This is a genomic window from Sphingomonas sp. NCPPB 2930 (genome assembly GCF_042867205.1).
Classification (GTDB): domain Bacteria; phylum Pseudomonadota; class Alphaproteobacteria; order Sphingomonadales; family Sphingomonadaceae; genus Sphingomonas.
Genome location: NZ_JBHZQU010000001.1, coordinates 255,472 through 277,761 on the forward strand (window position 1 = coordinate 255,472; position 22,290 = coordinate 277,761).

At 68.3% G+C, this 22,290-nt stretch carries 19 protein-coding genes; 15 read left to right on the forward strand and 4 right to left on the reverse strand.

The genetic code is table 11. The annotated features are described in order from the left end of the window. Positions 1–85: 85 nt before the first annotated feature. From ACFX59_RS01140 to ACFX59_RS01160, 5 genes are all read left to right on the forward strand, one after another. Entirely contained in the window at positions 86–1,192 is a 1,107-nt protein-coding gene (locus ACFX59_RS01140) for a DUF3089 domain-containing protein (RefSeq protein WP_387428813.1), read from the forward strand. Further along, complete coding sequence (gene ruvX, locus ACFX59_RS01145) at positions 1,189–1,653, forward strand: Holliday junction resolvase RuvX (RefSeq protein WP_167345377.1); 465 nt, start codon at positions 1,189–1,191, stop codon at positions 1,651–1,653. Before ACFX59_RS01140 ends, ruvX begins: the two co-directional genes overlap by 4 nt. 137 nt (positions 1,654–1,790) lie before the next feature. Beyond that, positions 1,791–4,160, forward strand: a complete 2,370-nt coding sequence (locus tag ACFX59_RS01150) for a TonB-dependent receptor (protein WP_387428817.1) — start codon at positions 1,791–1,793, stop codon at positions 4,158–4,160. A 92-nt stretch (positions 4,161–4,252) separates the two neighbouring features. Further along, positions 4,253–5,236 (forward strand): aspartate carbamoyltransferase catalytic subunit, encoded by a 984-nt coding sequence (locus ACFX59_RS01155; RefSeq protein WP_294238564.1) that lies wholly within the window; start codon positions 4,253–4,255, stop codon positions 5,234–5,236. Next, the gene (locus tag ACFX59_RS01160; RefSeq protein WP_387428821.1) at positions 5,233–6,450 is read left to right on the forward strand and encodes a dihydroorotase family protein; all 1,218 of its coding nucleotides are present in this window, start codon (positions 5,233–5,235) and stop codon (positions 6,448–6,450) included. Before ACFX59_RS01155 ends, ACFX59_RS01160 begins: the two co-directional genes overlap by 4 nt. Positions 6,451–6,664: 214 nt before the next feature. Here ACFX59_RS01160 and ACFX59_RS01165 read toward each other — a convergent pair whose 3' ends face one another. Continuing rightward, positions 6,665–8,404 (reverse strand): DEAD/DEAH box helicase, encoded by a 1,740-nt coding sequence (locus ACFX59_RS01165; protein WP_307100146.1) that lies wholly within the window; start codon positions 8,402–8,404, stop codon positions 6,665–6,667. 208 nt (positions 8,405–8,612) lie between these two features. Between ACFX59_RS01165 and ACFX59_RS01170 the strand changes: the two genes are divergently transcribed. The 3 genes from ACFX59_RS01170 (at position 8,613) to ACFX59_RS01180 (ending at position 10,800) form a co-directional block, all read left to right on the forward strand. Then, positions 8,613–9,074, forward strand: coding sequence for a GreA/GreB family elongation factor (locus ACFX59_RS01170; protein ID WP_387428823.1), 462 nt, complete (start codon positions 8,613–8,615; stop codon positions 9,072–9,074). Positions 9,075–9,247: 173 nt separating this feature from the next. Next, positions 9,248–10,435, forward strand: coding sequence for an NAD(P)/FAD-dependent oxidoreductase (locus ACFX59_RS01175; protein ID WP_387428825.1), 1,188 nt, complete (start codon positions 9,248–9,250; stop codon positions 10,433–10,435). 68 nt (positions 10,436–10,503) lie between these two features. Beyond that, positions 10,504–10,800, forward strand: coding sequence for a hypothetical protein (locus ACFX59_RS01180; protein ID WP_387428827.1), 297 nt, complete (start codon positions 10,504–10,506; stop codon positions 10,798–10,800). 39 nt (positions 10,801–10,839) lie between these two features. Here the strand turns inward: ACFX59_RS01180 and ACFX59_RS01185 are convergent, their stop codons facing one another. Next, positions 10,840–12,141 carry a tetratricopeptide repeat protein gene (locus tag ACFX59_RS01185; RefSeq protein WP_387429607.1) on the reverse strand — a complete coding sequence of 434 codons (1,302 nt, stop codon included), beginning with the start codon at positions 12,139–12,141 and terminating at the stop codon, positions 10,840–10,842. Positions 12,142–12,329: 188 nt separating this feature from the next. Here ACFX59_RS01185 and ACFX59_RS01190 point away from each other — a divergent pair, with 188 nt between their 5' ends. Continuing rightward, entirely contained in the window at positions 12,330–13,436 is a 1,107-nt protein-coding gene (locus ACFX59_RS01190; RefSeq protein ID WP_387428829.1) for an SPOR domain-containing protein, read from the forward strand. 47 nt (positions 13,437–13,483) lie between these two features. Here ACFX59_RS01190 and serB read toward each other — a convergent pair whose 3' ends face one another. Continuing rightward, positions 13,484–14,362 (reverse strand): phosphoserine phosphatase SerB, encoded by an 879-nt coding sequence (serB, locus tag ACFX59_RS01195; RefSeq protein ID WP_387428831.1) that lies wholly within the window; start codon positions 14,360–14,362, stop codon positions 13,484–13,486. Here serB and miaA point away from each other — a divergent pair. From miaA to ACFX59_RS01220, 5 genes are all read left to right on the forward strand, one after another. Then, positions 14,361–15,293: a tRNA (adenosine(37)-N6)-dimethylallyltransferase MiaA gene (miaA, locus tag ACFX59_RS01200; protein WP_387428833.1), complete on the forward strand. Its 933-nt coding sequence runs from the start codon at positions 14,361–14,363 to the stop codon at positions 15,291–15,293. The genes serB and miaA overlap by 2 nt on opposite strands. A gap of 85 nt (positions 15,294–15,378) precedes the next feature. After that, positions 15,379–17,124 carry an acetolactate synthase 3 large subunit gene (locus ACFX59_RS01205; protein WP_387428835.1) on the forward strand — a complete coding sequence of 582 codons (1,746 nt, stop codon included), beginning with the start codon at positions 15,379–15,381 and terminating at the stop codon, positions 17,122–17,124. A 148-nt stretch (positions 17,125–17,272) separates the two neighbouring features. Next, positions 17,273–17,788, forward strand: a complete 516-nt coding sequence (ilvN, locus tag ACFX59_RS01210) for an acetolactate synthase small subunit (protein WP_307100162.1) — start codon at positions 17,273–17,275, stop codon at positions 17,786–17,788. A gap of 126 nt (positions 17,789–17,914) precedes the next feature. Then, the gene (gene ilvC, locus ACFX59_RS01215) at positions 17,915–18,934 is read left to right on the forward strand and encodes a ketol-acid reductoisomerase (RefSeq protein ID WP_307100165.1); all 1,020 of its coding nucleotides are present in this window, start codon (positions 17,915–17,917) and stop codon (positions 18,932–18,934) included. A gap of 291 nt (positions 18,935–19,225) precedes the next feature. Continuing rightward, positions 19,226–19,840 (forward strand): YceI family protein, encoded by a 615-nt coding sequence (locus tag ACFX59_RS01220; protein ID WP_387428838.1) that lies wholly within the window; start codon positions 19,226–19,228, stop codon positions 19,838–19,840. 50 nt (positions 19,841–19,890) lie between these two features. On the opposite strand, the gene ACFX59_RS01225 is transcribed toward ACFX59_RS01220, so the two are convergent. Then, a complete protein-coding gene (locus ACFX59_RS01225) occupies positions 19,891–20,292 on the reverse strand; it encodes a BLUF domain-containing protein (protein WP_307100169.1) in 402 nt (133 codons plus the stop codon). A 303-nt stretch (positions 20,293–20,595) separates the two neighbouring features. Between ACFX59_RS01225 and leuA the strand changes: the two genes are divergently transcribed. After that, entirely contained in the window at positions 20,596–22,254 is a 1,659-nt protein-coding gene (leuA, locus tag ACFX59_RS01230; RefSeq protein ID WP_387428840.1) for a 2-isopropylmalate synthase, read from the forward strand. The last annotated feature ends 36 nt before the right edge of the window (positions 22,255–22,290 follow it).

The following is a 22,290-nucleotide window of genomic DNA, read 5'->3' on the forward strand; positions in this document are numbered from 1 at the left end:
GCGATTGCAACGGGGGCAAGTCAGGCGTCATGGATAGCAATTGCGGGCCGCCCAATTTTGCTGCAACGCACAATGGAGTGAGGATTTGGCGCGCAAATTCCTGTATGTGGTGGCGGCACTCATCATGCTGACGATCGCCGCCGCCTTTGCCTATCGCCTGTTCGGCAACCAGCTGCTCCGCTGGTCGACGGTGCCGTCCGAGTCGTTCAAGGCCCAGGCGGCGCCCCCGGCCGACCTGTACGAGCGCAAGGTCCTTTGGCTGGCGCGACCCGACATCCCCGGCAATCCCGCCCTGTGGGTTCCGGCGGGCTACGCACCCGGCAAGCCCGGCACCGGGGCCGCCATCTTCTTCATCCACCCCACCTCGTACATCAACAAGTCGCACTGGAATGCGCCGATCGACGATGCGGACACCAATGCGCGCGCCGAACTGTTCCTGCGCGGACAGGCCAGCGCGTTCAATGCGGCGGGCGACATCTGGGCGCCCCGCTATCGACAGGCGACCTTCGGGGCGTTCCTGACCAGCGTCCAGGATGCCGAACGCGCGCTCGACCTGGCGTACCGGGACGTGGATGCCGCCTTCACCGCCTTTCTGGCGCAGGTCGATCCCAAGCGCCCGCTGATCCTGGCAGGGCATAGCCAAGGCGCGTTGCACCTGTCGCGCCTGCTGACCGACCGGGTGGCGAAGAACCCCGCCCTCAAGCGGCGGATCGTCGCGGCCTATGTCGTGGGCTGGCCGATCTCGATGACCGCCGACCTGCCCGCCATGGGGCTGCCCGCCTGCGAGCGGGCCGACCAGACCGGCTGCATCCTGAGCTGGCAGAGCTTTGGCGAGCCCGCCGATCCGTCACTGATCCTCGACGTGTTCGACAAGACGGACGGCTATACCGGGGCACCGCGCAAGGACACGGCGATGCTGTGCACCAATCCGCTGACCGGCACGCCGGACGTCGCGGCGCCCGCGACCGCCAATCTGGGGACGCTCTATCCGTCCGCCGATCTGAAGAGCGCGGACATCACGGCGGGCAAGGTTCCCGCCAAGTGCGAGGGGCGCGGCATCCTGACCATCGGCGAAGGGCCGAATGTCGGGCCCTATGTGCTGCCGGGCAACAATTACCATGTCTATGACTATAGCCTGTTCTGGGCGAATGTCCGCGCCGATGCGGAGCGCCGTTTGAAAGCCTTTCGATGAGCCTGATCACCACCGACCGTACCGAATTCCGCAACGCCCTCCCTTCGGGCGGGCGGCTGATCGGGCTGGACGTCGGCACCAAGACCGTTGGCACCGCGCTGTGCGATGCCGGATGGAGCTTCGCCAGCCCCGCCACACTCATCCGCCGGACCAAGTTCACCAAGGACAAGGAACAGCTGATCGCGATGATCGCGCAACAGGGTGTGCAGGGGCTGGTCATCGGCCTGCCGCTCAATCTCGACGGCAGCGAGAGCCCGCGCTCGCAATCGACCCGTGCCTTTGCCCGCAACTGCGCCGATCTGGGCCCCATATTGCTGTGGGACGAACGCTGGTCGACGGTCGCGGTCGAGCGGACGATGATCGAGCAGGATATGAGCCGTGCCAAGCGGGCGGAGCGGATCGACAATCTCGCCGCCGCGCACATCCTTCAGGCGGCGATCGACGCGCTGGTGATGGCCTGACCGCAATCCCCATCGACTGACCGCAAAACGATCATTTACCGGCCAAATGTCACATATCGGTCTCCGACCAGTCGCCGACCCGTCACTCAAGCCCCCTAGCTGCGCCGCTTCCTACGAAGCCTTTGGGGGGCCCAGCCGTGCAGCGTTTTTCCACTCTGTCCCGTTCGATGCTGATGATCGGCGCCGCCGTCATCGCCATGCCCGCCCGGGCGCAGCAGCAGTCCGATACGGCGGTGCCCGAGGCCGCGACCAATGGCGACCAGATCGTCGTGACCGCGACCCGCACCACCCGCTCCTCGGTCGAGCTGGGCGCGGCGGAGATTCAGAAGGTCCTGCCCGGCGCCAATCCGGTCAAGGCGATCCAGACGCTGCCCGGCGTGCAGTTCGAGACCGCCGATCCCTGGGGCAATAACGAGCAGAATATTGCGCTGTTCGTTCATGGCTTCAACCAGAACCAGCTCGGCTTCACCATGGACGGCGTGCCGCTGGGCGACCAGTCCTATGGCAATTACAACGGCCTGACGCCGCAGCGCGCGGTCATCAGCGAGAATGTCGCGCGCGTCCGCCTGACCGCCGGCGCCGCCGATCTGGGCACTGCCTCGGCCAGCAATCTGGGCGGCGGCATCGAAACCTATTCGAGCGACCCGGCCGCGACGATGGGCGTCCGCTTCGCGCAGACGCTGGGCAGCTATGACGCCAGCCGCACCTTCCTGCGCATCGACAGCGGCGAGGTCGAGGGGTTGGGCGGCACGAATAGCGGATACCTCTCGGTCGTCCGGCAAAAGGCCCGCGCCTGGGAATTCAATGCCAAGCAGGGCGGGTGGCAGGGCAATGCCAAGTTCGTTCACAAGGGCGAGAACGGCACGCTGACCGGCTATTTCGACATATCAGACAAGGCCGAGCCCAATCAGGATTCGGTCGCGCACAATGCGGGCGGGATCGAGCCCTATTACCGCTCGCTGCTCTATCCGAACTGGCAGGCCGCGCTCGCCTATGTCGACGCCAATGGCGCGCCGCCGTCGAACAACCCCAACAATTACATGAACTATTTCGGCGATGCGCAGCGCACCGACTATCTGGGCTATATCAAATATGAACGCCGCTTCGGCGATGCGGTGACCTGGACCAACCAGGTCTATTATCATCATGACGAGGGTCAGGGACAGATCACCGGCCCGATCGCGGCGGCGGGTCTGCCGGGCTTGTTCCGCATCTATTATCCGGGGCAGGATCTGAAGCAGGTCTTCGGCGGATCGGGCTATGCGCTCCGCACCACCGAATATGGCATCGACCGCAAGGGCGCGATCTCGACGCTCGCCATCCATGCGGGCGATCACGAGATCGAGCTGGGCGGCTGGTACGAGCATAACCGCAACACCATCTTCCGCCGCTGGTATGCGGCCCCCATCGACAACCCGCCCTCGCCCTATGAATGGGCCGATCCCGCCAAGCGCCGCCTGACCCAATATGCCGCGATCACGAAATACGACCTGATCCAGACGCATGTGCAGGATCGCTGGCACGTCACCCCGGCGGTGACGGTCGAGGCGGGTTTCAAGTCCAGCCTGCAATTCGCCGACGGCCGCGTGCCGACCCAGCCGCTGCCCGGCGCGCTACCCGGTACCTCGACCGGCTATCCCGAGGGGCGGCTGAACACGAAGAAGTGGTTCCTGCCCGCCATCGGCGCGATCTGGGACATCACCACCAACGATCAGCTGTTCGGCCATATCCAGAAGAATGTCCGCCAGTTCCAGGCCTCGGTCGCGGCGGGCCTGTCGCCCTTCGCGGTGGGCAGCCAGCAGGCGTTCGACCAGATCAAGGCGAACACCTCGCCCGAAACCTCCTGGACCTATGAGGCGGGCCTGCGGTCGCGCCATGCGCTCGACCTGGGGCCGCTGACCGCGATCGAGGGACAGGTCAGCGCCTATCATGTCGATTTCGACAATCGCCTGCTCCAGATCAGCGCGACGCCGGTCATCGCCTCGGTCATCGGCGGCGTATCGATCCTGCAGAATGTCGGGCGGGTGCAGACCAACGGTGTCGACGCCGCCGCCACGCTGCGCTTCGGCCCGCCTCTGTCGATCTACAACGCGCTGTCGTACAACAGTTCGAAATATCGCGACAATTATGTCAGCGGCACCAGCACCATCCTGACCGCGGGCAAATATGTCCCCAACACCGCCAAGTGGCTGAACAAAACGGTCGTCTCGATCAATGACGGCCCGTTCGAGATTCAGGCGATCGGCGATTATGTCGGCCCGCGCTTCGCCACCTATACCAATGACCAGGGCATTGGCGGACGCTATCTGGTCAACCTCCAGGCCAGCTACAGCCTGCCGCAGATCGACGGGTTCGGCGTCAAGGACCTGAAGCTGTCGGTCAACGTCTCCAACGTCACCAACCGCAAGGGCATTTACGAACTGGTCGTCGGTGCGGCGTCCAGGACCTGGAACAGCTATGCCCAGCCGCCGCGCATGGGCTTCATCACCCTGTCCGGCGCATTCTGACGCCGATGGTCGCGTCCCGGCCCCGGATTATCGGGGTCGGGACCAACTGCCCGCTTGCCCATCGCGCCGCCGCTCGCTACCCGGCGGCTTTAATGCAGACCTCGGATCATCGCCCCGGCACGCTCATTCAGGGTGGCGCCGTTTTCCCGCACCGGCATCTGACCGGAATCGACGGCCTTCAACCGCATGAGATCATGTTCCTGCTCGACGAGGCGGAACATTGGCTCGATCGCGGCGCGACCGACACGCCCGACACGCGGCTGGCGGGACTGACCCAGATCAACGCCTTTTTCGAGAACTCGACCCGGACGTTGCTGTCCTTCGAGATCGCGGGGAAGCGCCTGGGCGCGGACGTGGTCAACATGCACGCCGCCCAGTCGAGCGTGAAGAAGGGCGAGACGCTGATCGACACGGCGATGACGCTGAACGCGATGCGCGCCGACGTCATCGTGATCCGCCACATGGCGAGCGGAGCTGTCCGCCTGATCGCCGACAAGGTCGACTGCCCGGTGCTGAACGCGGGCGACGGGCGGCACGAGCATCCGACGCAAGCGCTGCTCGATATGCTGACCATTCGCCGCCGTCGCGGCAGCGTGGCGGGGCAGAAGGTCGTGATCTGCGGCGACATATTGCACAGCCGGGTCGCGCGTTCGGATATCCTCGCACTGACCGCGCTGGCGGCCGAGGTGCGGGTCTGCGCGCCCTCGACGCTGATGCCCAAGGGGATCGAGCGGATGTTCGTCACCCCCTTCACCGATTTCGACGAAGCCATCGAGGACGCCGATGTGGTCATGATGCTGCGCGTCCAGAACGAGCGGATGGCGGGCGGCTATATCCCCTCCACCCGCGAATATCGCCTGCGCTACGGCCTTACGCCTGAACGCCTCAAGCGCGCCAAGCCCGGTGCGCTGGTGATGCACCCCGGCCCGATGAACCGGGGCGTCGAGATCGACTCGGAGGTGGCCGACGGTCCGCAATCGGCGATCACCGAGCAGGTGGCGATGGGCGTCGCGGTGCGCATGGCGTGCCTGGACGTGTTGACCCGCCGAGCGCGCAAGCTGGAGGGCTGGGCATGAGCGTCACCGCCTTCACCAACGCCGTGCTGGTCTGCCCGGTCGGCGGCGAGACCAGGGGCCAGGCTTTGCTGGTCGAGGACGGAGTCATCACCGGCACCGGAAACGTGCCCGAGGGCGCGACCGTGATCGACTGCGGGGGCAAGATGCTCGCCCCCGGCATCGTCGATCTGGGCGTGTTCAAGGTCGACAATGCCGCCTTCCGCGCGGGCGGGATCGTGCGCATCGGCCTGATGCCCGACCAGTCGCCGGTGCTCGACGATCCCGGCGTGGTGCAGCGTGCCGCGCTGATCGGGCGGCCGGACCTGTGGATCCACCCCATCGCGGCGGCGACCCGTTCGCTGGCGGGCACCGATCTGGCGGAAATGGCCGTCTGTGTCTCGGCGGGCGCGAAGGCGGTCGGCACCGGGCGCGGCTGGATCGCCGATTCGGGCGTGATGCACCGGGTGCTCGCCTATGCGGGCGATCTGGGCCTGACCGTCATCGCCCATGCCGAGGATGGCGGCCTGGCCGCCGACGCGGTCGCGACCGAGGGCGAGACGGCGAGCCGCCTGGGCCTGCCCTCCGCCCCCGCCATCGCCGAGTCGCTCGCCATCGCGCGCGACCTGATGCTCGCGGAGGAAACCGGGGCCAAGCTGCACATCCGGCAGGTGACGACGACGGCGGGCTTCGACCTGGTCCGCGCGGCCAAGCGGCGGGGCGTGAAGGTGACGTGTGGGATCACGCCTGCGCATCTCCACCTGTCGGACATCGCGATCACCGATTTCCGCACCTTCGCCCGCCTCTCGCCCCCCTTGCGCGACGAAAGCGACCGCCAGGCGGCGCTGGCGGCGGTCGCGGACGGGACGGTAGACGTCATCGGATCGGGCCACGACCCGCATGGCCCGGAGGCGAAGCGCCTGCCCTTCGTCGATGCCGAGGCGGGCATGGCGGGGGCGGAGACGCTGTTGCCGCTGGCGCTGATGCTGGTGCGCGACGAGCGGATCACCCTGCCCCGGCTGTTCGCGCTGCTGGCCGCCAATCCGGCCAGGGTACTGGGCCTCGACACCGGCACGCTGGAGCCGGGCAAGCCTGCCGACCTGATGCTGTTCGATGCCGAAACGCCGTGGATGGTGTCGGGCGACGCCTTCGCCTCGGCGGGCAACACGCCGTTCGACGGCTTCCCCGTCCAGGGCCGCGCGCAGCGGCTGTGGAAGGCGGGACGGGAAATCCTCTAAACCAAATCCTCCCCATCACCGATGGGGAGGGGGACCGCGCCCGCAGGGCGTGGCGGAGGGGCCGGCAAGGTCAGCGAGGGCCCCCTGCCCCTCCACCACCGGGCTGACGCCCGGCGGTCCCCCTCCCCAAGCACAGCTTGGGGAGGATCTGGGAAACAAAAAAAGCCCTCCCCGAGACGTCTCGGGGAGGGCTTTTTGCTGGACCGTGCCTGGCTTAGCCGCGACGGGGACCGCGCGGGCCGCCCTGGGTGGGGCGCGGCGAGTAGCGGCGCGGGCCGCCGGGGCCGCCAGCGGGACGGCCGCCCATCGGACGGTTGCCGCCCGGACCGCGACGCGGGCCGCCATGCCCCGAACCGCCGGCGGGCGGGCCGTCGGCCTGCTCGATCGCGATATCGTCCTCGGCATGATCCGCCTCGGTCCGCTTCAGCGCGGCGACGAAGCGCGACGCCAGCGCGGCCGGAATCTCGAACAGCGTCTCGCTGGGCTGGATGCGGATCGCGCCGATTTCGTTGCGGGTGATGTGGCCGCGACGGCAGATCAGCGGGAGGAGCCAGCGCGGATCGGCATTCTGGCTGCGCCCGACGCTCATCCGGAACCAGACGGTGTCGTCAAAGCCCTCGCGACGCTCGCGCGGGGCGGGCGCGTCGCCCTCGATCAGTTCCTCGGCCTGGGGCAGCGCGGCGCGGTGCGCGCGGACCAGCGCGGCGGCGATGTCCTCGGCCGACTTCTCGGCGAGCAGGCGGGTCGCCAGTTCGCGATCGGACTCGTCCACCTCGACCGGCGCGAGCAGCGCGGTCAGCAGGCGCTCGCGGTCCTGCGCCCGGATTTCCTCCAGCGTCGGCGCACGCCGCCACTGGGCGTCGATCCGCGCGCCGCGCAGCATGCCCTCGACCCGGCGACGGCGCGGATAGGGAACGATCAGGATCGCGGTGCCCTTGCGGCCCGCGCGGCCGGTGCGGCCCGAACGGTGCTGAAGCGCCTCGGCATCGCGGGGGATTTCGACATGGATCACCAGCGTCAGGCCGGGAAGGTCGATGCCGCGCGCCGCGACGTCGGTCGCGACGCAGACACGCGCGCGACCGTCGCGCAGCGCCTGGAGCGCATGGTTGCGCTCGTTCTGCGAATGCTCGCCCGACAGCGCGACCGCCGAGAAGCCGCGCTCGACCAGGCTGGAATGCAGGTGGCGGACATTGTCGCGCGTGGCGCAGAACAGGATCGCGACCTCGGCCTCGTGCAGGCGCAGCAGGTTGACCACCGCCGCCTCGATATCGGCGGGGGCGACCGTCACCGCCTGATATTCGATGTCGCTATGGCCCTTTTCCTCGCTGATCGTCTCGATCCGCTTGGCGTTGTTCTGATAACGCTTGGCGAGCTGGACGATCGGGCGCGGCATGGTCGCCGAGAACAGCAGCGTGCGACGCTCGGACGGCGTGCCGTCGAGGATCTGCTCCAGATCCTCGCGGAAGCCCATGTCGAGCATCTCGTCCGCCTCGTCGAGCACCACCGCCTTGAGCGAGGACAGGTCGAGCGCGCCGCGCTCCAGATGGTCGCGCAGACGGCCGGGGGTGCCGACAACGATATGCGCGCCGTGGTTCAGCGCCCGCCGCTCGCGCGAGGCATCCATGCCGCCGACGCAGGTGGCGATGCGCGCGCGTGCACCGGCATAGAGCCATTCCAGCTCGCGGCTGACTTGCAGCGCCAGTTCGCGGGTCGGCGCGATGACCAGTGCCATCGGCGCCCCGGCATGGGGCAGATTCTCGCCATCGACCAGCAGGTCGTTCGCCATGGCCAGGCCGAAGGCGACGGTCTTGCCCGACCCGGTCTGGGCGGAGACGATCAGGTCGCGACCGGCGGCATCCGCCTCGATGACGGCGGCCTGGACGGGCGTGGGCGCGGCATAACCACGCGCGGAAAGAGCGGTCGAAAGGACCGTGGGCAGGGCAGAGAAAGGCATGGGGACTCCAACGAAAAAGGAGCGCGTACCGCCGAACCAAGGGACCCATCCCTCTCGGTTGGCGGATACACCCATGCGGCACGGGTGAATGTTTGCGTTCCGTGAAAGCGAGGCCCTATACACGCATTGCCGGAAAACTCAACCGGGCTTGCGGCGAACCGATCGCCCCGCCATGGAGCCGCGCCATGACCCGATGCGTTGATCCCCGATGAGTGTCGCCTTTCGCCGCGAATCCGATGAGGAGCATCTCGAACCGAAGTTCGAGCTGCCGATCCCGCCCGGCCCCAATCTAGTCACGCCGCGCGGGGCCGAGTTGACCCGTGCCAAGGTGACGGAGGTCGAGGCCGCGCTCGCCGCCGCGTCGGACGAGGACGAGCGCACCCGGCTCCAGCGCGAGCTGCGCTACTGGAACACGCGCGCCGCGACGCTGGAACTGGCCCCCGCCCCAGCGGAGGACGAGATCGGGATCGACAGCGTGGTGACGATCCGCCTCAACGGACAGAAAAAGACGCTGACCATCGTCGGCCACGACGAAGCCGACCCCGCCCATGACCGCATCGCCTATGCCGCGCCGCTGGCCCGCGCGCTGATGGGCGCGATGGAAGGGGAAACCGTCGCGTTCGGGGGCAAGGCGGATGCGGTGGAAATTCTGAACGTGGCAAGCGCCTGAATCTCCCCCTCCCGCAGGCGGGAGGGACCGGAGTAGCGATTCTCCCCTCCCGCAGGCGGGAGGGGCCGGGGGAGGGCCTGGAGTCTCACAGAGACCATCGTCCGCGGGAGAGGAACGCCAAGAGGAGGCCGTGTCCCCTATCCCGCCCCGCCAAATCCCCCTAAAGCTCCGCCATGCAACATCATGACGTGATCATCCTGGGCGCGGGCGCGGCGGGCCTGATGGCGGCGGCGACCGCCGGGCAGCGGGGGCGGCGGGTGCTGGTCCTCGACCATGCCGACGCACCGGGCAAGAAGATCCTGATCTCCGGCGGCGGGCGGTGCAACTTCACCAATATCGGCACCGTGCCCGACCGTTTCCTGTCGGCGAACCCGCATTTCGCCAAATCGGCACTCGGCCGCTACACCCCGGCCGATTTCCTGGAGCTGGTCGAGGCGCATGGCATCGCCTGGCATGAAAAGACGCTGGGCCAGCTCTTCTGCGACGGGTCGGCGCGGCAGATCGTGGCGATGCTGCTCGACGAATGCGACAAGGCCGGGCGGGCGGGCGGCATGGTCGACATCGCTTTGGGCCAGCCGGTCGAGGCGGTCGCGCATGACGGCACGCAATTCCGGGTGACGCGGGGCGGCCGGGCCTATACCGCCCCCCGCCTGATCGTCGCGACCGGCGGGCCCAGCATCCCCAAGATGGGTGCGACCGGCTATGCCTATGATCTGGCGCGCCAGTTCGGGCTGAAGGTGGTCGAACCGCGCCCCGCGCTCGTGCCGTTGACGCTGGGCGGCGACGAGACGCTGTTCCGCTCGCTCTCGGGCGTCGCGGCGGAGGTCGTCGCACGGTCGGGCAAGACCCGCTTCCGCGAGGCCGCGCTGTTCACCCATCGCGGGCTGTCGGGTCCGGCGATCCTGCAAATCTCCTCCTATTGGCGGCATGGCGAGGCGATCGGGATCGACTTCCTGCCCGACTGCCCGGCCGACTGGCTGCTGGCCGCCAAGCGCGCCGCCCCGCGCACCTCGCCCCGCCGCCTGTTGGGCCAGCATCTGCCCGACCGGCTGGCCGAGACGCTGGCCGAGCGCCTCGCGCTGCCGGGCGAGCTGGGCGCGGCGACCGACAAGGCGCTGTCCGCCGCCGCCGCCCGGCTGGCCGACTGGCCGTTCCACCCCAATGGCAGCGAGGGCTATGCCAAGGCCGAGGTGACGGTCGGTGGCGTGTCGACCGCCGGGCTGTCCTCGCGCACCATGGAGGCGAAGGCGGTGCCGGGGCTGTATTTCGTCGGCGAGGCGGTGGACGTCACCGGCTGGCTGGGCGGCTACAACTTCCAATGGGCCTGGGCGAGCGGGCGCGCCGCCGGCGAGGCCGTCTGATCCGCGTCCGGTCCGCCGACTGGCGCGTCGCGCGCGGGCGGTCTATCCTGCCGGACGAAAGGATCCTTATGCCGCTGCTTGATCTGTCCCGCGCGCGCCCCATCCGCCACTGGCGGATCCCGCTCTGGTCGATGCTGGCCCTTATCGTCCTCGCCCCCGCCGTCGCGATGCGCTTCACTGGCGAGGTGAAATGGGACGCCGCCGACTTCCTGATGGCGGCGGTCCTGATGGGGACGATCGGCGTCGCGTGCGAAGTGGCGGCCCGCCTGCCCGCGCAAGCCCCCATCCGCGCCTTGATCGTCCTTGGCTCGACCCTGCTGGTCCTCACGATATGGGCGGATGCCGCCGTCGGCCTGTTGGACTAAACCCTGTCCGGCGCCGCCCGCCCGGACGGTCGATCGGCCCTATAGCGAGGCCAGGCCGATCCCCGGCCGTGCCCAATGCGCCATCCGGTCGTCGGCCTGGCGGCGCACGAAGCAGGCGCCCCCGGTCCGGCGATAGCGCCCGCACAGCGCATCCGCCTGCTCCCGGCTGAGCCCCCCGACCGACAGGCGGTGCAGGTCGCCCCCCAAATGCCGGATCGTGCCGCTCTGCGGCGCATAGTCGGAAAGCCCCGCAAATTGCCGGGTCAGCAGCCCCCAGGCACGCTGGGCCCCATCTTCGCGGCCAAAGGCGCCGATCTGGACGTTCCACTCGCCCTTGGGTGCGGCGACGCGGCGTTCCTCGGCCCGGCGGAGCAGCGCGGGCGTGGTGACGAGCGCTGCCGCCATGCGGGTCGCGCGCTTATACGGCGTCGGCTCGGCATCGATGATCGCGGCCTGTTCCACCAGCGGGCCGGGCGGCGGCGGGACGTCTTCTCCCTTGGCGGCCATCGCGACCGGCACGTCGGCGTCGGCCGGGCGGGGCAGCGCCTGGACCATGTCCTGCACCACCGCCGCCGAGGGTGCGGCGTTGAGCGCCAGCGCCAGCGGCTGGCCGCTATCCACCGCCGGGCGGATGCCGAGCAGCGCGGACACCTGATCCGCCGGACTGGTCGTGGCGACGAAATCGGCCCATTCGCGCATCCGCGCCTCGACATCGGCGGGCGCCATATCGGCCGAGGCGGCCATGCGCGCCATGTCCCATTGCCCCGCCAAGGCCAGCGCCAGCGCCAGATTCTGCCGGGTCTTGACCGACGCACCGGGTTCGCGCGCGGCGGCGGTCAGGATGCGTATGCCGTCGCCGGGCGATCCGGCCAGCGCCACGGCCAGCCCCAGATCGGTGGCGGGGATCATCGCCGCATGGCGCTCCAGCATGGCGCGCGCGCCCGCGCCATTGCCCCCGGCGATCATCGCCAGCGACAGGTTCAGCGCGGCGCGCCCGTCCTTCGGGTCCAGTTGCAATGCGTCGGTAAAGGCCTGTCGCGCCGATGCGAAGCGCCCCGCCTGGAGATAGCCTTGCCCCAGCAGCGCGCGATAGCCCGCCTGATGCGGGTCGGCCGCGACCAGCCGTTCGGCCAGCGCCACCGCCCCCTCGCCGTCCCGCTGCGCCAGCACGCGGCGCGTCCGGTCGGCAAGCGCGGCGGTCGCCTGCGCCTCCCCGCCATGCGCTGCCCCTTCGGCCAGTCGCGCCGTACGGCGATCCGCCGATGTGCAGCCGGTCAGGGTGCCGCCGATCATCAGCGCGCCGAGGCTGCAGGCCATGAGAGTGCGGATCGTGGTCATCATCGTCACCAGCCAAAAGCCATGGGGTCGCGGGCGCCGGGCACGCCGCCGCGCCCATGGCGTTATCCGTTTCCCCGATCGGGGCCGACGCTATCCGGCGACGCGCTAAGGAACGGTTAAGCCTTGAGGAACGCTTTACCCGCGCCCCGCCTCGGGGCATGACGGACGCGACAGCTATTGGGGGAAGAAGGATGATGCGCAGGTTCCCGGTCGTCGGCGCGGCGCTGGCCACGCTTGCCACCTGCCTCCTCGCCGCGCCTGCGCTGGCCGATGTGAAGGCGGGCGTCGATGCCTGGGCGCAGGGCGATTATCGCAAGGCGGTGGAGGAGTGGCGCGGCCCCGCCATTGCGGGCGACGCCGATGCGCAGTTCAACCTGGCCCAGGCCTATAAGCTGGGGCGCGGCGTACCGCTCGACCCCGCGCTGGCCGAAAGCTGGTTCCGCAAGGCCGCCGCGCAGGGGCATGCCCAGGCCGCCGACAATTATGGCCTGGCGCTGTTCCAGTCGGGCAAGAAGGCCGAGGCGCTGCCCTGGCTCGAAAAGTCGGTCGCGCGGGGCGAGCCGCGCGCGCAGCTGGTGCTCGGCACGATGCTGTTCAACGGCGACGGGGTGACGCGCGACTATCCGCGCGCCTATGCGCTGATGACGCTGGCGTCGCAGGCGGGGCTGCAAGCCGCTTCGCAGACGCTGGCACAGATGGACCAGTATATCACCCCGCCGGATCGCCAGCGCGGCGTCGAGCTGGCCCAGCAATATCGCGCCCGGCTGGCGGCCCTGCCCGCCCCCGAAACCACCGGGCCGAAGCGGGTGACGGTGGGAAGCGAAGCGTCGCCGGGCAAGGCCGCCGACGCCCCGGTCCGCACCGCCGGACAGGCGCGCCCGGCGGTGCAGCCGGTGCCGGTCCCGCCCTCGCGATCCGCAGCTTCCGGTTACGGGGCCAGCTATCCGGCGCCCGGCACCTCTCCGAGCCCGACGCCACCGGTCCGCGAGACGGCCGCCGCCCCGGTCGAACGGCCCAAGCCCATGGCGTCGACGCGCACCGCCGCGCCGCATGCCGCCAAGCCTACGCCTCCCCGCGCGGCCGGGGGCGCATGGCGTATCCAGCTGGGCGCTTTCCGCGACCGGGGCAATGCCGAGGGACTATGGCAGCGGGTGCGCGGGCGACTGGCGGGCGCACAGCCGCATTATGTCAGCGCCGGCGGGGTCATCCGCTTGCAGGCGGGCGGCTATGCCGATCGCAATGCAGCCCAGGCCGCCTGCACCCGCTCGGGCCAGCCCTGCGTGGTGGTCGTCCCGTAAACGACGCCCCTTCCCCCCTATCCGGGGAAGGAAGGGCATCATGGTCCTTAACCGACCACCCACTCCGAACGCGGAATGCCCTGCGCATAGAGAAGCGCGGTCAGGTCGTTATGATCGACCCGCGCCGCCGCCGCGCCCGCGACGATCGGCTTGGCGCGATAGGCGACGCCCAGCCCGGCGCGACGGATCATCGCCAGGTCGTTGGCCCCGTCGCCCACCGCCATGCTCTCCACCGCACCGATGCCCAGTTCGTCGAGCGCGGCGAGCAGCGTCTTTTCCTTGGTGTCCGAGCCGACGATCGGCTTGCGCACCGTGCCGGTCAGCTTGCCGTTCGCGATCTCGAGGTAATTGGCGATGGCGCGGTCGAAACCGATCTCGGCCGCGACCGGCTCGGCGAAGCGGGTGAAGCCGCCCGACACCAGGATCGCATGGCCGCCGCGCGCCTTCATCGTGCGGACCAGCGCGCGGGCACCCGCCATCAGCGTCACCCGCTCGGCCAGGCATTGTTCGATGACCCGCTCGTCCAGCCCTTCGAGCAGCGCGACCCGTGCGTCCAGCGCGGCGGCGAAGTCCAGTTCGCCGCGCATCGCCCGCTCGGTCACCTCGGCGACCTGCTCCTTGATCCCGGCATAGTCGGCCAGTTCGTCGATGCACTCGACCGTAATCATGGTGGAGTCCATGTCGGCGACCAACAGCCGCTTCTGGCGGTGCGCGGCGGGCTGGATGATGACATCGGTCCGGTCAAACCGGCCATGCAGCACGCCCGCCGCAAAGTCGGGGTCCTCGGCGAAGCAAATATCGGCCGCGCGGCCTTGGTCGATCCAGTTCCAGTCGGCGACCGCGCATCGCGGCGTCACCTGCGCCACCGCCTCCGAAATATCGCGCTCGGCGATCGATTCGGCTGCTATCAGCGTGGCGATGAACATGGCGAACTCCTCTGACCGTCCAAAGGTCGCGCTCATCGCAGGGCCGACCGCGAGCGGCAAGTCCGCATTGGCACTCGATCTGGCGAAGGCGACCGGCGGCACCATCATCAATGCCGATTCGGCGCAGGTGTATCGCGACCTCTCCATCCTGACCGCCCGCCCCGCCCCCGAAGAGGTGGCGCAGGCGCCGCACCGGCTGTTCGGCCATGTCGACGGCGCGGACACCGGCTATTCGGCGGCACGCTGGGCAGCGGAGGCGCGCGGGGCGATCGAAGATTGCGTGGCGGCGGGGTCGCTACCGATCCTGGTCGGCGGCACCGGCCTTTATATGCGCACACTGCTCGACGGCATCGCGCCAGTGCCGGAGATCGATCCCGCCATCCGCGCCGAGGTGCGCGCGCTGCCCGTCGCCGAGGCCCATGCCGCCCTGTCCCGCGAAGACCCGGTGTCCGCCGCGCGCCTGAACCCTGCCGACACCACCCGCGTCGCCCGCGCGCTGGAGGTGGTGCGCGCAACCGGGCGTCCGCTGCACGCATGGCAGGCACATAAGGAAGGCGGGATCGGCGATCGCATCGCGCTGTCCGCCGTCATCCTGCTGCCCGACCGGGACTGGCTGAACGCCCGCATCGACCGACGCTTCGAGGAAATGCTGGACGAGGGGCTGGACGAGGCGGCCGCGCTTCTCGCCCGCCCCGACCTGCCCGCCGACGCCCCGATCCGGCGCGCGATCGGCGTGCCGGAGGCCGCCGCGCTCCTCGAAGGCCGCATGACCCGCGCCGAGGCGGAGGCAGCGGGCGCGCTGGCAACAAGGCGTTATGCCAAAAGGCAATTTACCTGGTTCCGCCACCAGCCGGGGCCCGACTGGACCGTGATTCCGGACCCTGACACCGATGTGCGTCGCAACATAATAGAAACTTTATTGCGCCGTTGACGGTTGACGCGCACTTTTTAAACTTGTAGCCGCGCCTTTCCCGACAAGCCCCGTCAGTGGGCACGGACGCAGAAGGACAAAGACGATGACCGAGAAGAGCGGAGCCGATATCCTGGTCGAGGCGCTGTGCGATCTCGGCGTGGAGGTCGTCTTCGGCTATCCGGGTGGTGCGGTGCTGCCGATCTATGACGCCATGTTCCGATCGAAGCGCATCCGCCACATTCTGGTCCGCCACGAACAGGCGGCGACGCACGCGGCGGAGGGCTATGCCCGCTCGACCGGCAAGCCCGGCGTGGTGCTCGTCACCTCCGGCCCCGGTGCGACCAATGCGGTCACCGGCATCACCGACGCGCTGCTCGATTCGATCCCGATGGTGGTCATCACCGGCCAGGTGCCCACCGCGCTGATCGGCACCGACGCGTTCCAGGAAGCCGACACGGTCGGCATCACGCGCCACTGCTCCAAGCATAATTATCTGGTGAAGGACCCCGCACGCCTGGGCGAGGTGGTGCACGAGGCTTTCCACATCGCGACCTCGGGCCGCCCCGGTCCGGTCGTGATCGACATTCCCAAGGACGTGCAGGTCGCCACCGCCCGCTATCAGAAGCCGGGTCCGATCCGTCACAAGACCTATCGCCCGCAGGTGAAGGCCGACCAAGCCCAAGTCGAGCAGCTGGTCGACATGCTGGCCGCGGCCGAGCGTCCGATCCTCTATACTGGCGGCGGCATCATCAATTCGGGTCCGGCCGCGTCGCAGCTGCTGCGCGAACTGGCCCGCATCACCGGCGCGCCGGTCACCTCGACCCTGATGGGTCTGGGTGCCTTCCCGGCGAGCGACCCGCAATGGCTGGGCATGCTGGGCATGCACGGCACCTACGAAGCCAATATGGCGATGAACCAGGCCGATCTGGTGGTAGCACTTGGCAGCCGGTTCGACGATCGCGTGACGGGCCGTCTCGACGCGTTCAGCCCGAACAGCCGCAAGGTCCATGTCGATATCGACCGGTCGAGCGTGAACAAGAATGTCCGCGTCGACCTGGCCATCATCGCCGATGTCGGCCATGCGCTGGAGGATGCGGTGCGCATCTGGAAGTCGCGCCAGCATCCCAAGCCCGACACCACCGAATGGCAGCGCCGCATCGCGGGCTGGCGTGCGGTCGGCTGTCTCTCCTTCCCGGAGAATGGCGACGCGATCATGCCGCAGCGGGCGATCCGGGCGCTGTACGATGCGACCAAGGCGCGCCAGCCGATCATCACCACCGAGGTCGGCCAGCACCAGATGTGGGCCGCGCAGCATTTCGGCTTTGAAAAGCCCAATAAGTGGCTGACCAGCGGTGGTCTGGGCACCATGGGTTACGGCCTGCCCGCCGCGATCGGGGCGCAGCTCGGCAATCCGGGTGCGCTCGTCATCGACATCGCGGGTGAAGCCTCGATCCAGATGAACATCCAGGAACTGGCGACCGCGACCCAGTATCGCCTGCCGGTCAAGATCTTCATCCTGAACAACGAATATATGGGCATGGTCCGCCAGTGGCAGGAACTGACCTATGAGAGCCGCTATGCCGAGAGCTATTCGGACTCGCTGCCCGACTTCGTGAAGCTGGGCGAGGCCTATGGCTGGAAGGGCATCCTCATCGAGCATCGCGACCAGCTGGAGGACGGCATCGCCGCGATGCTGGACCATGACGGCCCGGTGATCGTCGACTGCCGCGTCGCCAAGCTCGCCAACTGCTTCCCGATGATCCCGAGCGGCGCGGCCCATACCGACATGATCCTGCAGGCCAATGAGGTATCGGGCACCATGGACGACGAGGCCAAGGCGCTGGTCTGACCTTAAAGCTCCTCCCCGGCACGGGGAGGGGGACCGTGACGCGAAGCGGCACGGTGGAGGGGGATCGCCGCGCAGGACAGCATGAGTGGAGAGCCCCCTCCACCATGCTCCGCATGGTCCCCCTCCCCGTTCCGGGGAGGAATTGAATATGCACATCAAGACCGAGAAGGTGGAACGCCACACGCTGGCGGTGATCGTCGACAACGAACCCGGCATCCTGGCGCGGATCGCCGGGCTGTTCACCGCGCGCGGCTATAATATCGAGAGCCTGACCGTGTCGGAGATCACCGCCGACAAGGCCGTCAGCCGCATCACCATCGTCACCAGCGCCTCGCCGTCGGTGATGGAGCAGATCATCGCCCAGCTCGACCGGCTGGTCCCGGTCCACAAGGTCACCGACCTGTCGGTGCTGGGCGACCATGTCGAGCGCGAGCTGGCGCTGGTGAAGGTGGCGGGCACCGGCGAACGCCGGATCGAGGCGCTGCGCCTGGCCGAAGTCTATCGCGCCCGCGTGGTCGATGCGACGATCGGCAGCTTCGTGTTCGAGGTGACCGGCACCATCGCCAAGATCGACAAGTTCGTCGAGCTGATGGGCGAAGTCGGCCTGGTCGAGGTCGCCCGCACCGGCATCGCCGCCATTTCGCGGGGCAAGGACGCGGCCTGAAACATCATCACAACCACCATCGTCACCCCAGCGAAGGCTGGGGTCTCCTGGCCGGGCACTGGCTCTGACCGCAAGAGATGCCAGCCTGCGCTGGCATGACGGACCTCATCGAAAGGGAAGAAACCAATGCGTGTCTATTATGATCGCGACGCCGATCTGAACCTGATCTCCGAGAAGAACATCGCCATTCTGGGCTACGGCTCGCAGGGCCATGCCCATGCGCAGAACCTGCGCGATTCGGGCGTCAAGAATGTCGCGATCGCGCTGCGCCCCGGTTCGGCCTCGGCCGCCAAGGCGGAAGCGGCGGGCTTCAAGGTCCTGTCGAACCAGGAAGCAGCCGCCTGGGCCGACATCCTGATGATCCTGGCCCCCGACGAGCATCAGGCCGCGATCTATGACGCCGACATCAAGGGCAAGATGAAGCCCGGCGCCGCGCTCGCCTTCGCGCACGGCCTGAACGTGCATTTCGGCCTGATCGAGCCGCCCGCGGACATCGACGTCATCATGATCGCGCCCAAGGGCCCCGGCCACACGGTGCGCAGCGAATATGTGCGCGGCGGCGGCGTGCCCTGCCTGATCGCGATCCATCAGGACGCCAGCGGCAATGCGCATGACGTGGCGCTCGCTTACGCCTCGGGCGTCGGTGGCGGTCGCTCGGGCATCATCGAGACCAACTTCCGCGAAGAGTGCGAGACCGACCTGTTCGGCGAGCAGGCCGTGCTGTGCGGCGGCGCGACCGCGCTGGTCCAGGCGGGCTTCGAGACGCTGGTCGAGGCGGGCTACGCCCCCGAAATGGCCTATTTTGAGTGCCTCCACGAGCTGAAGCTGATCGTCGACCTGATGTATGAGGGCGGCATCGCCAACATGCGCTACTCGATCTCGAACACCGCCGAATATGGTGACATCAAGACCGGCCCGCGCATCATCACCGAAGAGACCAAGAAGGAAATGAAGCGCGTCCTGGCCGACATCCAGTCGGGCCGCTTCGTGAAGGACTTCGTGCTCGACAACCGCGCTGGCCAGCCCGAACTGAAGGCCAGCCGCATCGCCGCCAAGCGCCACCAGATCGAACAGGTCGGCAGCGAACTGCGCGCGATGATGCCGTGGATCGGCGCGAACAAGCTGGTGGACAAGGCGAAAAACTGATTTTTGTCGGGGGGTGGGCTCGGTGAGACACCTTTGCCCTCCCCCATCCCCTCCCACCTGCGGGAGGGGTGCGCCAAGCGGAAGCCGCAAGCGCTTCGGCTAGCCCGCAGTTTGCGACAAAAGCAAAACGACTGCCCCAAACCTCTCCCCTCCCGCAAGCGGGAGGGGATGGGGGAGGGCAAGGGGCCTCGCAGAGCCCCACCCCGGAAACGCATCGTTGCGACCTTGGCCTTTGACGTGCGTTAACCGCACGGCCCACAAAGGCCGCCGTTCAACAGGGAGTACCCACCCATGCGTTTCGTCCTTCCCGCCGCCATGGCGCTCGTCCTCGCCGCCCCGGCCATCGCCCAGACCGCTCCGGCGGGCACGCCCGGCGCGCCGGTCGCCTCGCGCGTCGTCGCGGGCACCTATGCCGTCGACCCCGCGCATACCCAGGTCACCTGGTCGCTCAACCATATGGGCTTCTCGATGCTCGAGGGGCAGTTCGGCGCGTCCGAGGGCACGCTGACCCTCGACCCGGCCCGTCCGCAGGCGGCCAAGGTCGACGTCACCTTCAAGATCGACAATCTGTCGGTCACCGCCGCCCCCTTCGCCAATCACCTGAAGTCGAAGGACTTCTTCGACGCCGCCACCTATCCGACCGCGCGCTTCGTCTCGACGGGCGTGAAGGTCATAGGCACCAAGGCGGTCATCACCGGCAACCTGACCATCAAGGACCAGACCAAGCCGGTCACCCTGAACGCGACCTTCTTCGGTGCGGGCACCAACCCGATGTCCAAGAAGCTGAACATCGGCTTCCGCGCGACCGCCAAGATCAAGCGTTCGGACTTCGGCGTCGGCGCCTATGTGCCGGTCGTGGGTGACGATGTGGACCTGGTGATCAACGCGGCCTTCACCGCGCAATAAGCCATTGCCGTCCGGTTCCGGCCGCCCGAGACCGGGCGGTCGGGGCCGGATCAGAACAGACGCTTCAACCCCGCGAAACTCTCGAACGTGGCCCGGATCTCGGGCGACGCCGTCGCTGCCATGCCGGCGATGCGGGCGACCAGCCTGGCCTTGTCCTCGCCCTTGGTCGCATAGCCCATCGCCCAGTCGCCGAACTCACGGGCGTCCACCGTCCGGTCGGACAGGATCACCAGGGCATGGTGACGCGAATCCGCCGCGATGTGGCGATAGACCCGCTCCACCGCCGCCGCCTCGCCCTCCAGCGCCTGGAGGAAACGCCGACCGTCATAATAGAGCAGCCCCGTCACCCCCGCCCGCGCATTGTTGCGGCGCGACGCCTGCAGGATCGCCTCGGGATCGATCGCCGCCGCCGGGCCCTTCACGCTGCTGATATAGACGAGCTGGCGCAACATCGCGGTCCCCCCTCTTCCCGGCCCCTCTTCCCGGCGGCGCCGGTATTCCGGCCGTCGATGCCGCGCCCGGCTTTAACAAAGCGTTCACGCGGTGCGGCGGGATATGGACAAGCCCGCCGCGACGCGGCATGAACCGCTTCATCATGATCGCCGTGCTGCCGCTTCGTTCGCTTCGACTTATCCGCCCTTAGGGGAGGATCGGCGTGGCCATGCGCGACTTCCCTAAGGGCTGAATGAACCGATAAGCCTGTCCCCGCCGTGCCTCCTGGCCAGACGCGGCCGAGAATGCTGGAAGACCCGATCATGTTGCGCGACCCTTCGACCAAATACCGCCCCTTCCCGACCATCGCCTTGCCCGACCGGCAATGGCCGAACCGCACGATCACCAAGGCGCCACGCTGGCTGTCGACGGACTTGCGCGACGGCAACCAGGCGCTGATCGACCCGATGGACGCCGAGAAGAAGACGCGGATGTTCGACCTGCTGGTCAAGGTCGGACTGAAGGAGATCGAGGTCGGCTTCCCCAGCGCGGGCGCGACCGAGTTCGACTTCATCTCGGGCCTGATCAAGAACGATCGCATCCCCGACGACGTGACGATCCAGGTGCTGACCCAGTCGCGCCGCGACCTGATCGAGCGTAGCTTCGAGAGCCTGGAGGGCGCGCGCACCGCGATCGTCCATCTTTACAACGCGGTCAGCCCGGCCTGGCGCAAGATCGTGTTCGGCATGACCCGCGACGAGGTGCGCCAGATCGCGGTCGAGGGCGCCAAGATCCTGCGCGACGAGGCGGCCAAGCGCCCGGACACCGACTGGTTCTTCGAATACAGCCCCGAAACCTTCTCGACCGCCGAGCTGGATTTCTCGGTCGAGGTCTGCGCCGCCGTCATGGACGTGCTGAAGCCGACGCCCGACCATCCGCTGATCCTGAACCTGCCCGCCACGGTCGAATGCGCGACGCCCAATGTCTATGCCGACCAGATCGAATGGTTTGGGCGCAACATCCCCAACCGCGATTCGGTGGTCATCTCGCTCCACACCCATAACGACCGCGGCACCGGCGTCGCGGCCGCCGAACTGGGCGTCATGGCGGGGGCGGACCGGGTCGAGGGCTGCCTGCTCGGCAATGGCGAGCGGACCGGCAATTGCGACCTGGTGACCGTCGCGCTCAACATGTACACCCAAGGGGTCGATCCGGGGCTGAACCTGTCGGACATCGACGAGGTGGTGAACACGGTGCAATATTGCACCAACCTGCCCGTCCATCCGCGCACCCCCTATGCGGGCGACCTGGTCTTTACCGCCTTTTCGGGCAGCCATCAGGACGCGATCAAGAAGGGCTTTTCCGCGCAGGCCGCGCGCAATGATGATCTGTGGGAAGTCCCCTACCTCCCCATCGACCCCGCCGATCTGGGCCGCTCTTACGAAGCGGTCATCCGCGTCAATTCGCAATCGGGCAAGGGCGGCGTCGCCTGGGTGATCGAGCAGGACAAGGGGCTGAAGCTGCCCAAGCGGCTCCAGGCCGATTTCAGCCGCCATGTCCAGGCGATGGCCGATGCGACCAGCCGCGAGCTGAACGCCGCCGACATCTGGGGCGGGTTCGAGGCGACCTATCTGCCGCGCGAGGGCGACCGCTTCGTCCTGCGCGACTATGAGGAGAGCGGCTCGGCCGGGCAGCGTATCTTCGTCGGTCGCGTTCAGGTGGACGGCGAGGAGAAGTCGATCTCGGGGCGCGGCAACGGCCTGATCTCCAGCGTGATCGCGGCGCTGGCCGACACCACCGGCCCCGCGCTGGAGGTGGTCGACTATAACGAGCATGCGATCGGCCACGGTGCCGATGCGCAGGCCGCCGCCTATGTCGAGGCGCGGACGGCCGATGGCCGGACCGTCTTCGGCGTCGGGCTGGATACCGACATCGCCACCGCCAGCGTCCGCGCGGTGCTGTCCGCCGCCAACCGGGCCTGACGCCCATGGTCCCCGCCCCGCTCTTCCCCATGACGT

Excerpts from the sequence above, each read along its gene's own strand:
- ACFX59_RS01175 (WP_387428825.1), top strand. The coding sequence starts at position 9,248 with ATGCAACATCATGACGTGATCATCCTGGGCGCGGGCGCGGCGGGCCTG.
- ACFX59_RS01180 (WP_387428827.1), top strand. The coding sequence starts at position 10,504 with ATGCCGCTGCTTGATCTGTCCCGCGCGCGCCCCATCCGCCACTGGCGG.
- serB (WP_387428831.1), bottom strand. The coding sequence starts at position 14,362 with ATGTTCATCGCCACGCTGATAGCAGCCGAATCGATCGCCGAGCGCGAT.
- leuA (WP_387428840.1), top strand. The coding sequence starts at position 20,596 with ATGTTGCGCGACCCTTCGACCAAATACCGCCCCTTCCCGACCATCGCC.
- ilvC (WP_307100165.1), top strand. The coding sequence starts at position 17,915 with ATGCGTGTCTATTATGATCGCGACGCCGATCTGAACCTGATCTCCGAG.
- miaA (WP_387428833.1), top strand. The coding sequence starts at position 14,361 with ATGGCGAACTCCTCTGACCGTCCAAAGGTCGCGCTCATCGCAGGGCCG.
- ACFX59_RS01205 (WP_387428835.1), top strand. The coding sequence starts at position 15,379 with ATGACCGAGAAGAGCGGAGCCGATATCCTGGTCGAGGCGCTGTGCGAT.
- ACFX59_RS01190 (WP_387428829.1), top strand. The coding sequence starts at position 12,330 with ATGATGCGCAGGTTCCCGGTCGTCGGCGCGGCGCTGGCCACGCTTGCC.
- ACFX59_RS01170 (WP_387428823.1), top strand. The coding sequence starts at position 8,613 with ATGAGTGTCGCCTTTCGCCGCGAATCCGATGAGGAGCATCTCGAACCG.
- ACFX59_RS01185 (WP_387429607.1), bottom strand. The coding sequence starts at position 12,141 with ATGATGACCACGATCCGCACTCTCATGGCCTGCAGCCTCGGCGCGCTG.
- ACFX59_RS01165 (WP_307100146.1), bottom strand. The coding sequence starts at position 8,404 with ATGCCTTTCTCTGCCCTGCCCACGGTCCTTTCGACCGCTCTTTCCGCG.
- ACFX59_RS01225 (WP_307100169.1), bottom strand. The coding sequence starts at position 20,292 with ATGTTGCGCCAGCTCGTCTATATCAGCAGCGTGAAGGGCCCGGCGGCG.
- ACFX59_RS01155 (WP_294238564.1), top strand. The coding sequence starts at position 4,253 with ATGCAGACCTCGGATCATCGCCCCGGCACGCTCATTCAGGGTGGCGCC.
- ilvN (WP_307100162.1), top strand. The coding sequence starts at position 17,273 with ATGCACATCAAGACCGAGAAGGTGGAACGCCACACGCTGGCGGTGATC.
- ACFX59_RS01160 (WP_387428821.1), top strand. The coding sequence starts at position 5,233 with ATGAGCGTCACCGCCTTCACCAACGCCGTGCTGGTCTGCCCGGTCGGC.
- ACFX59_RS01220 (WP_387428838.1), top strand. The coding sequence starts at position 19,226 with ATGCGTTTCGTCCTTCCCGCCGCCATGGCGCTCGTCCTCGCCGCCCCG.
- ruvX (WP_167345377.1), top strand. The coding sequence starts at position 1,189 with ATGAGCCTGATCACCACCGACCGTACCGAATTCCGCAACGCCCTCCCT.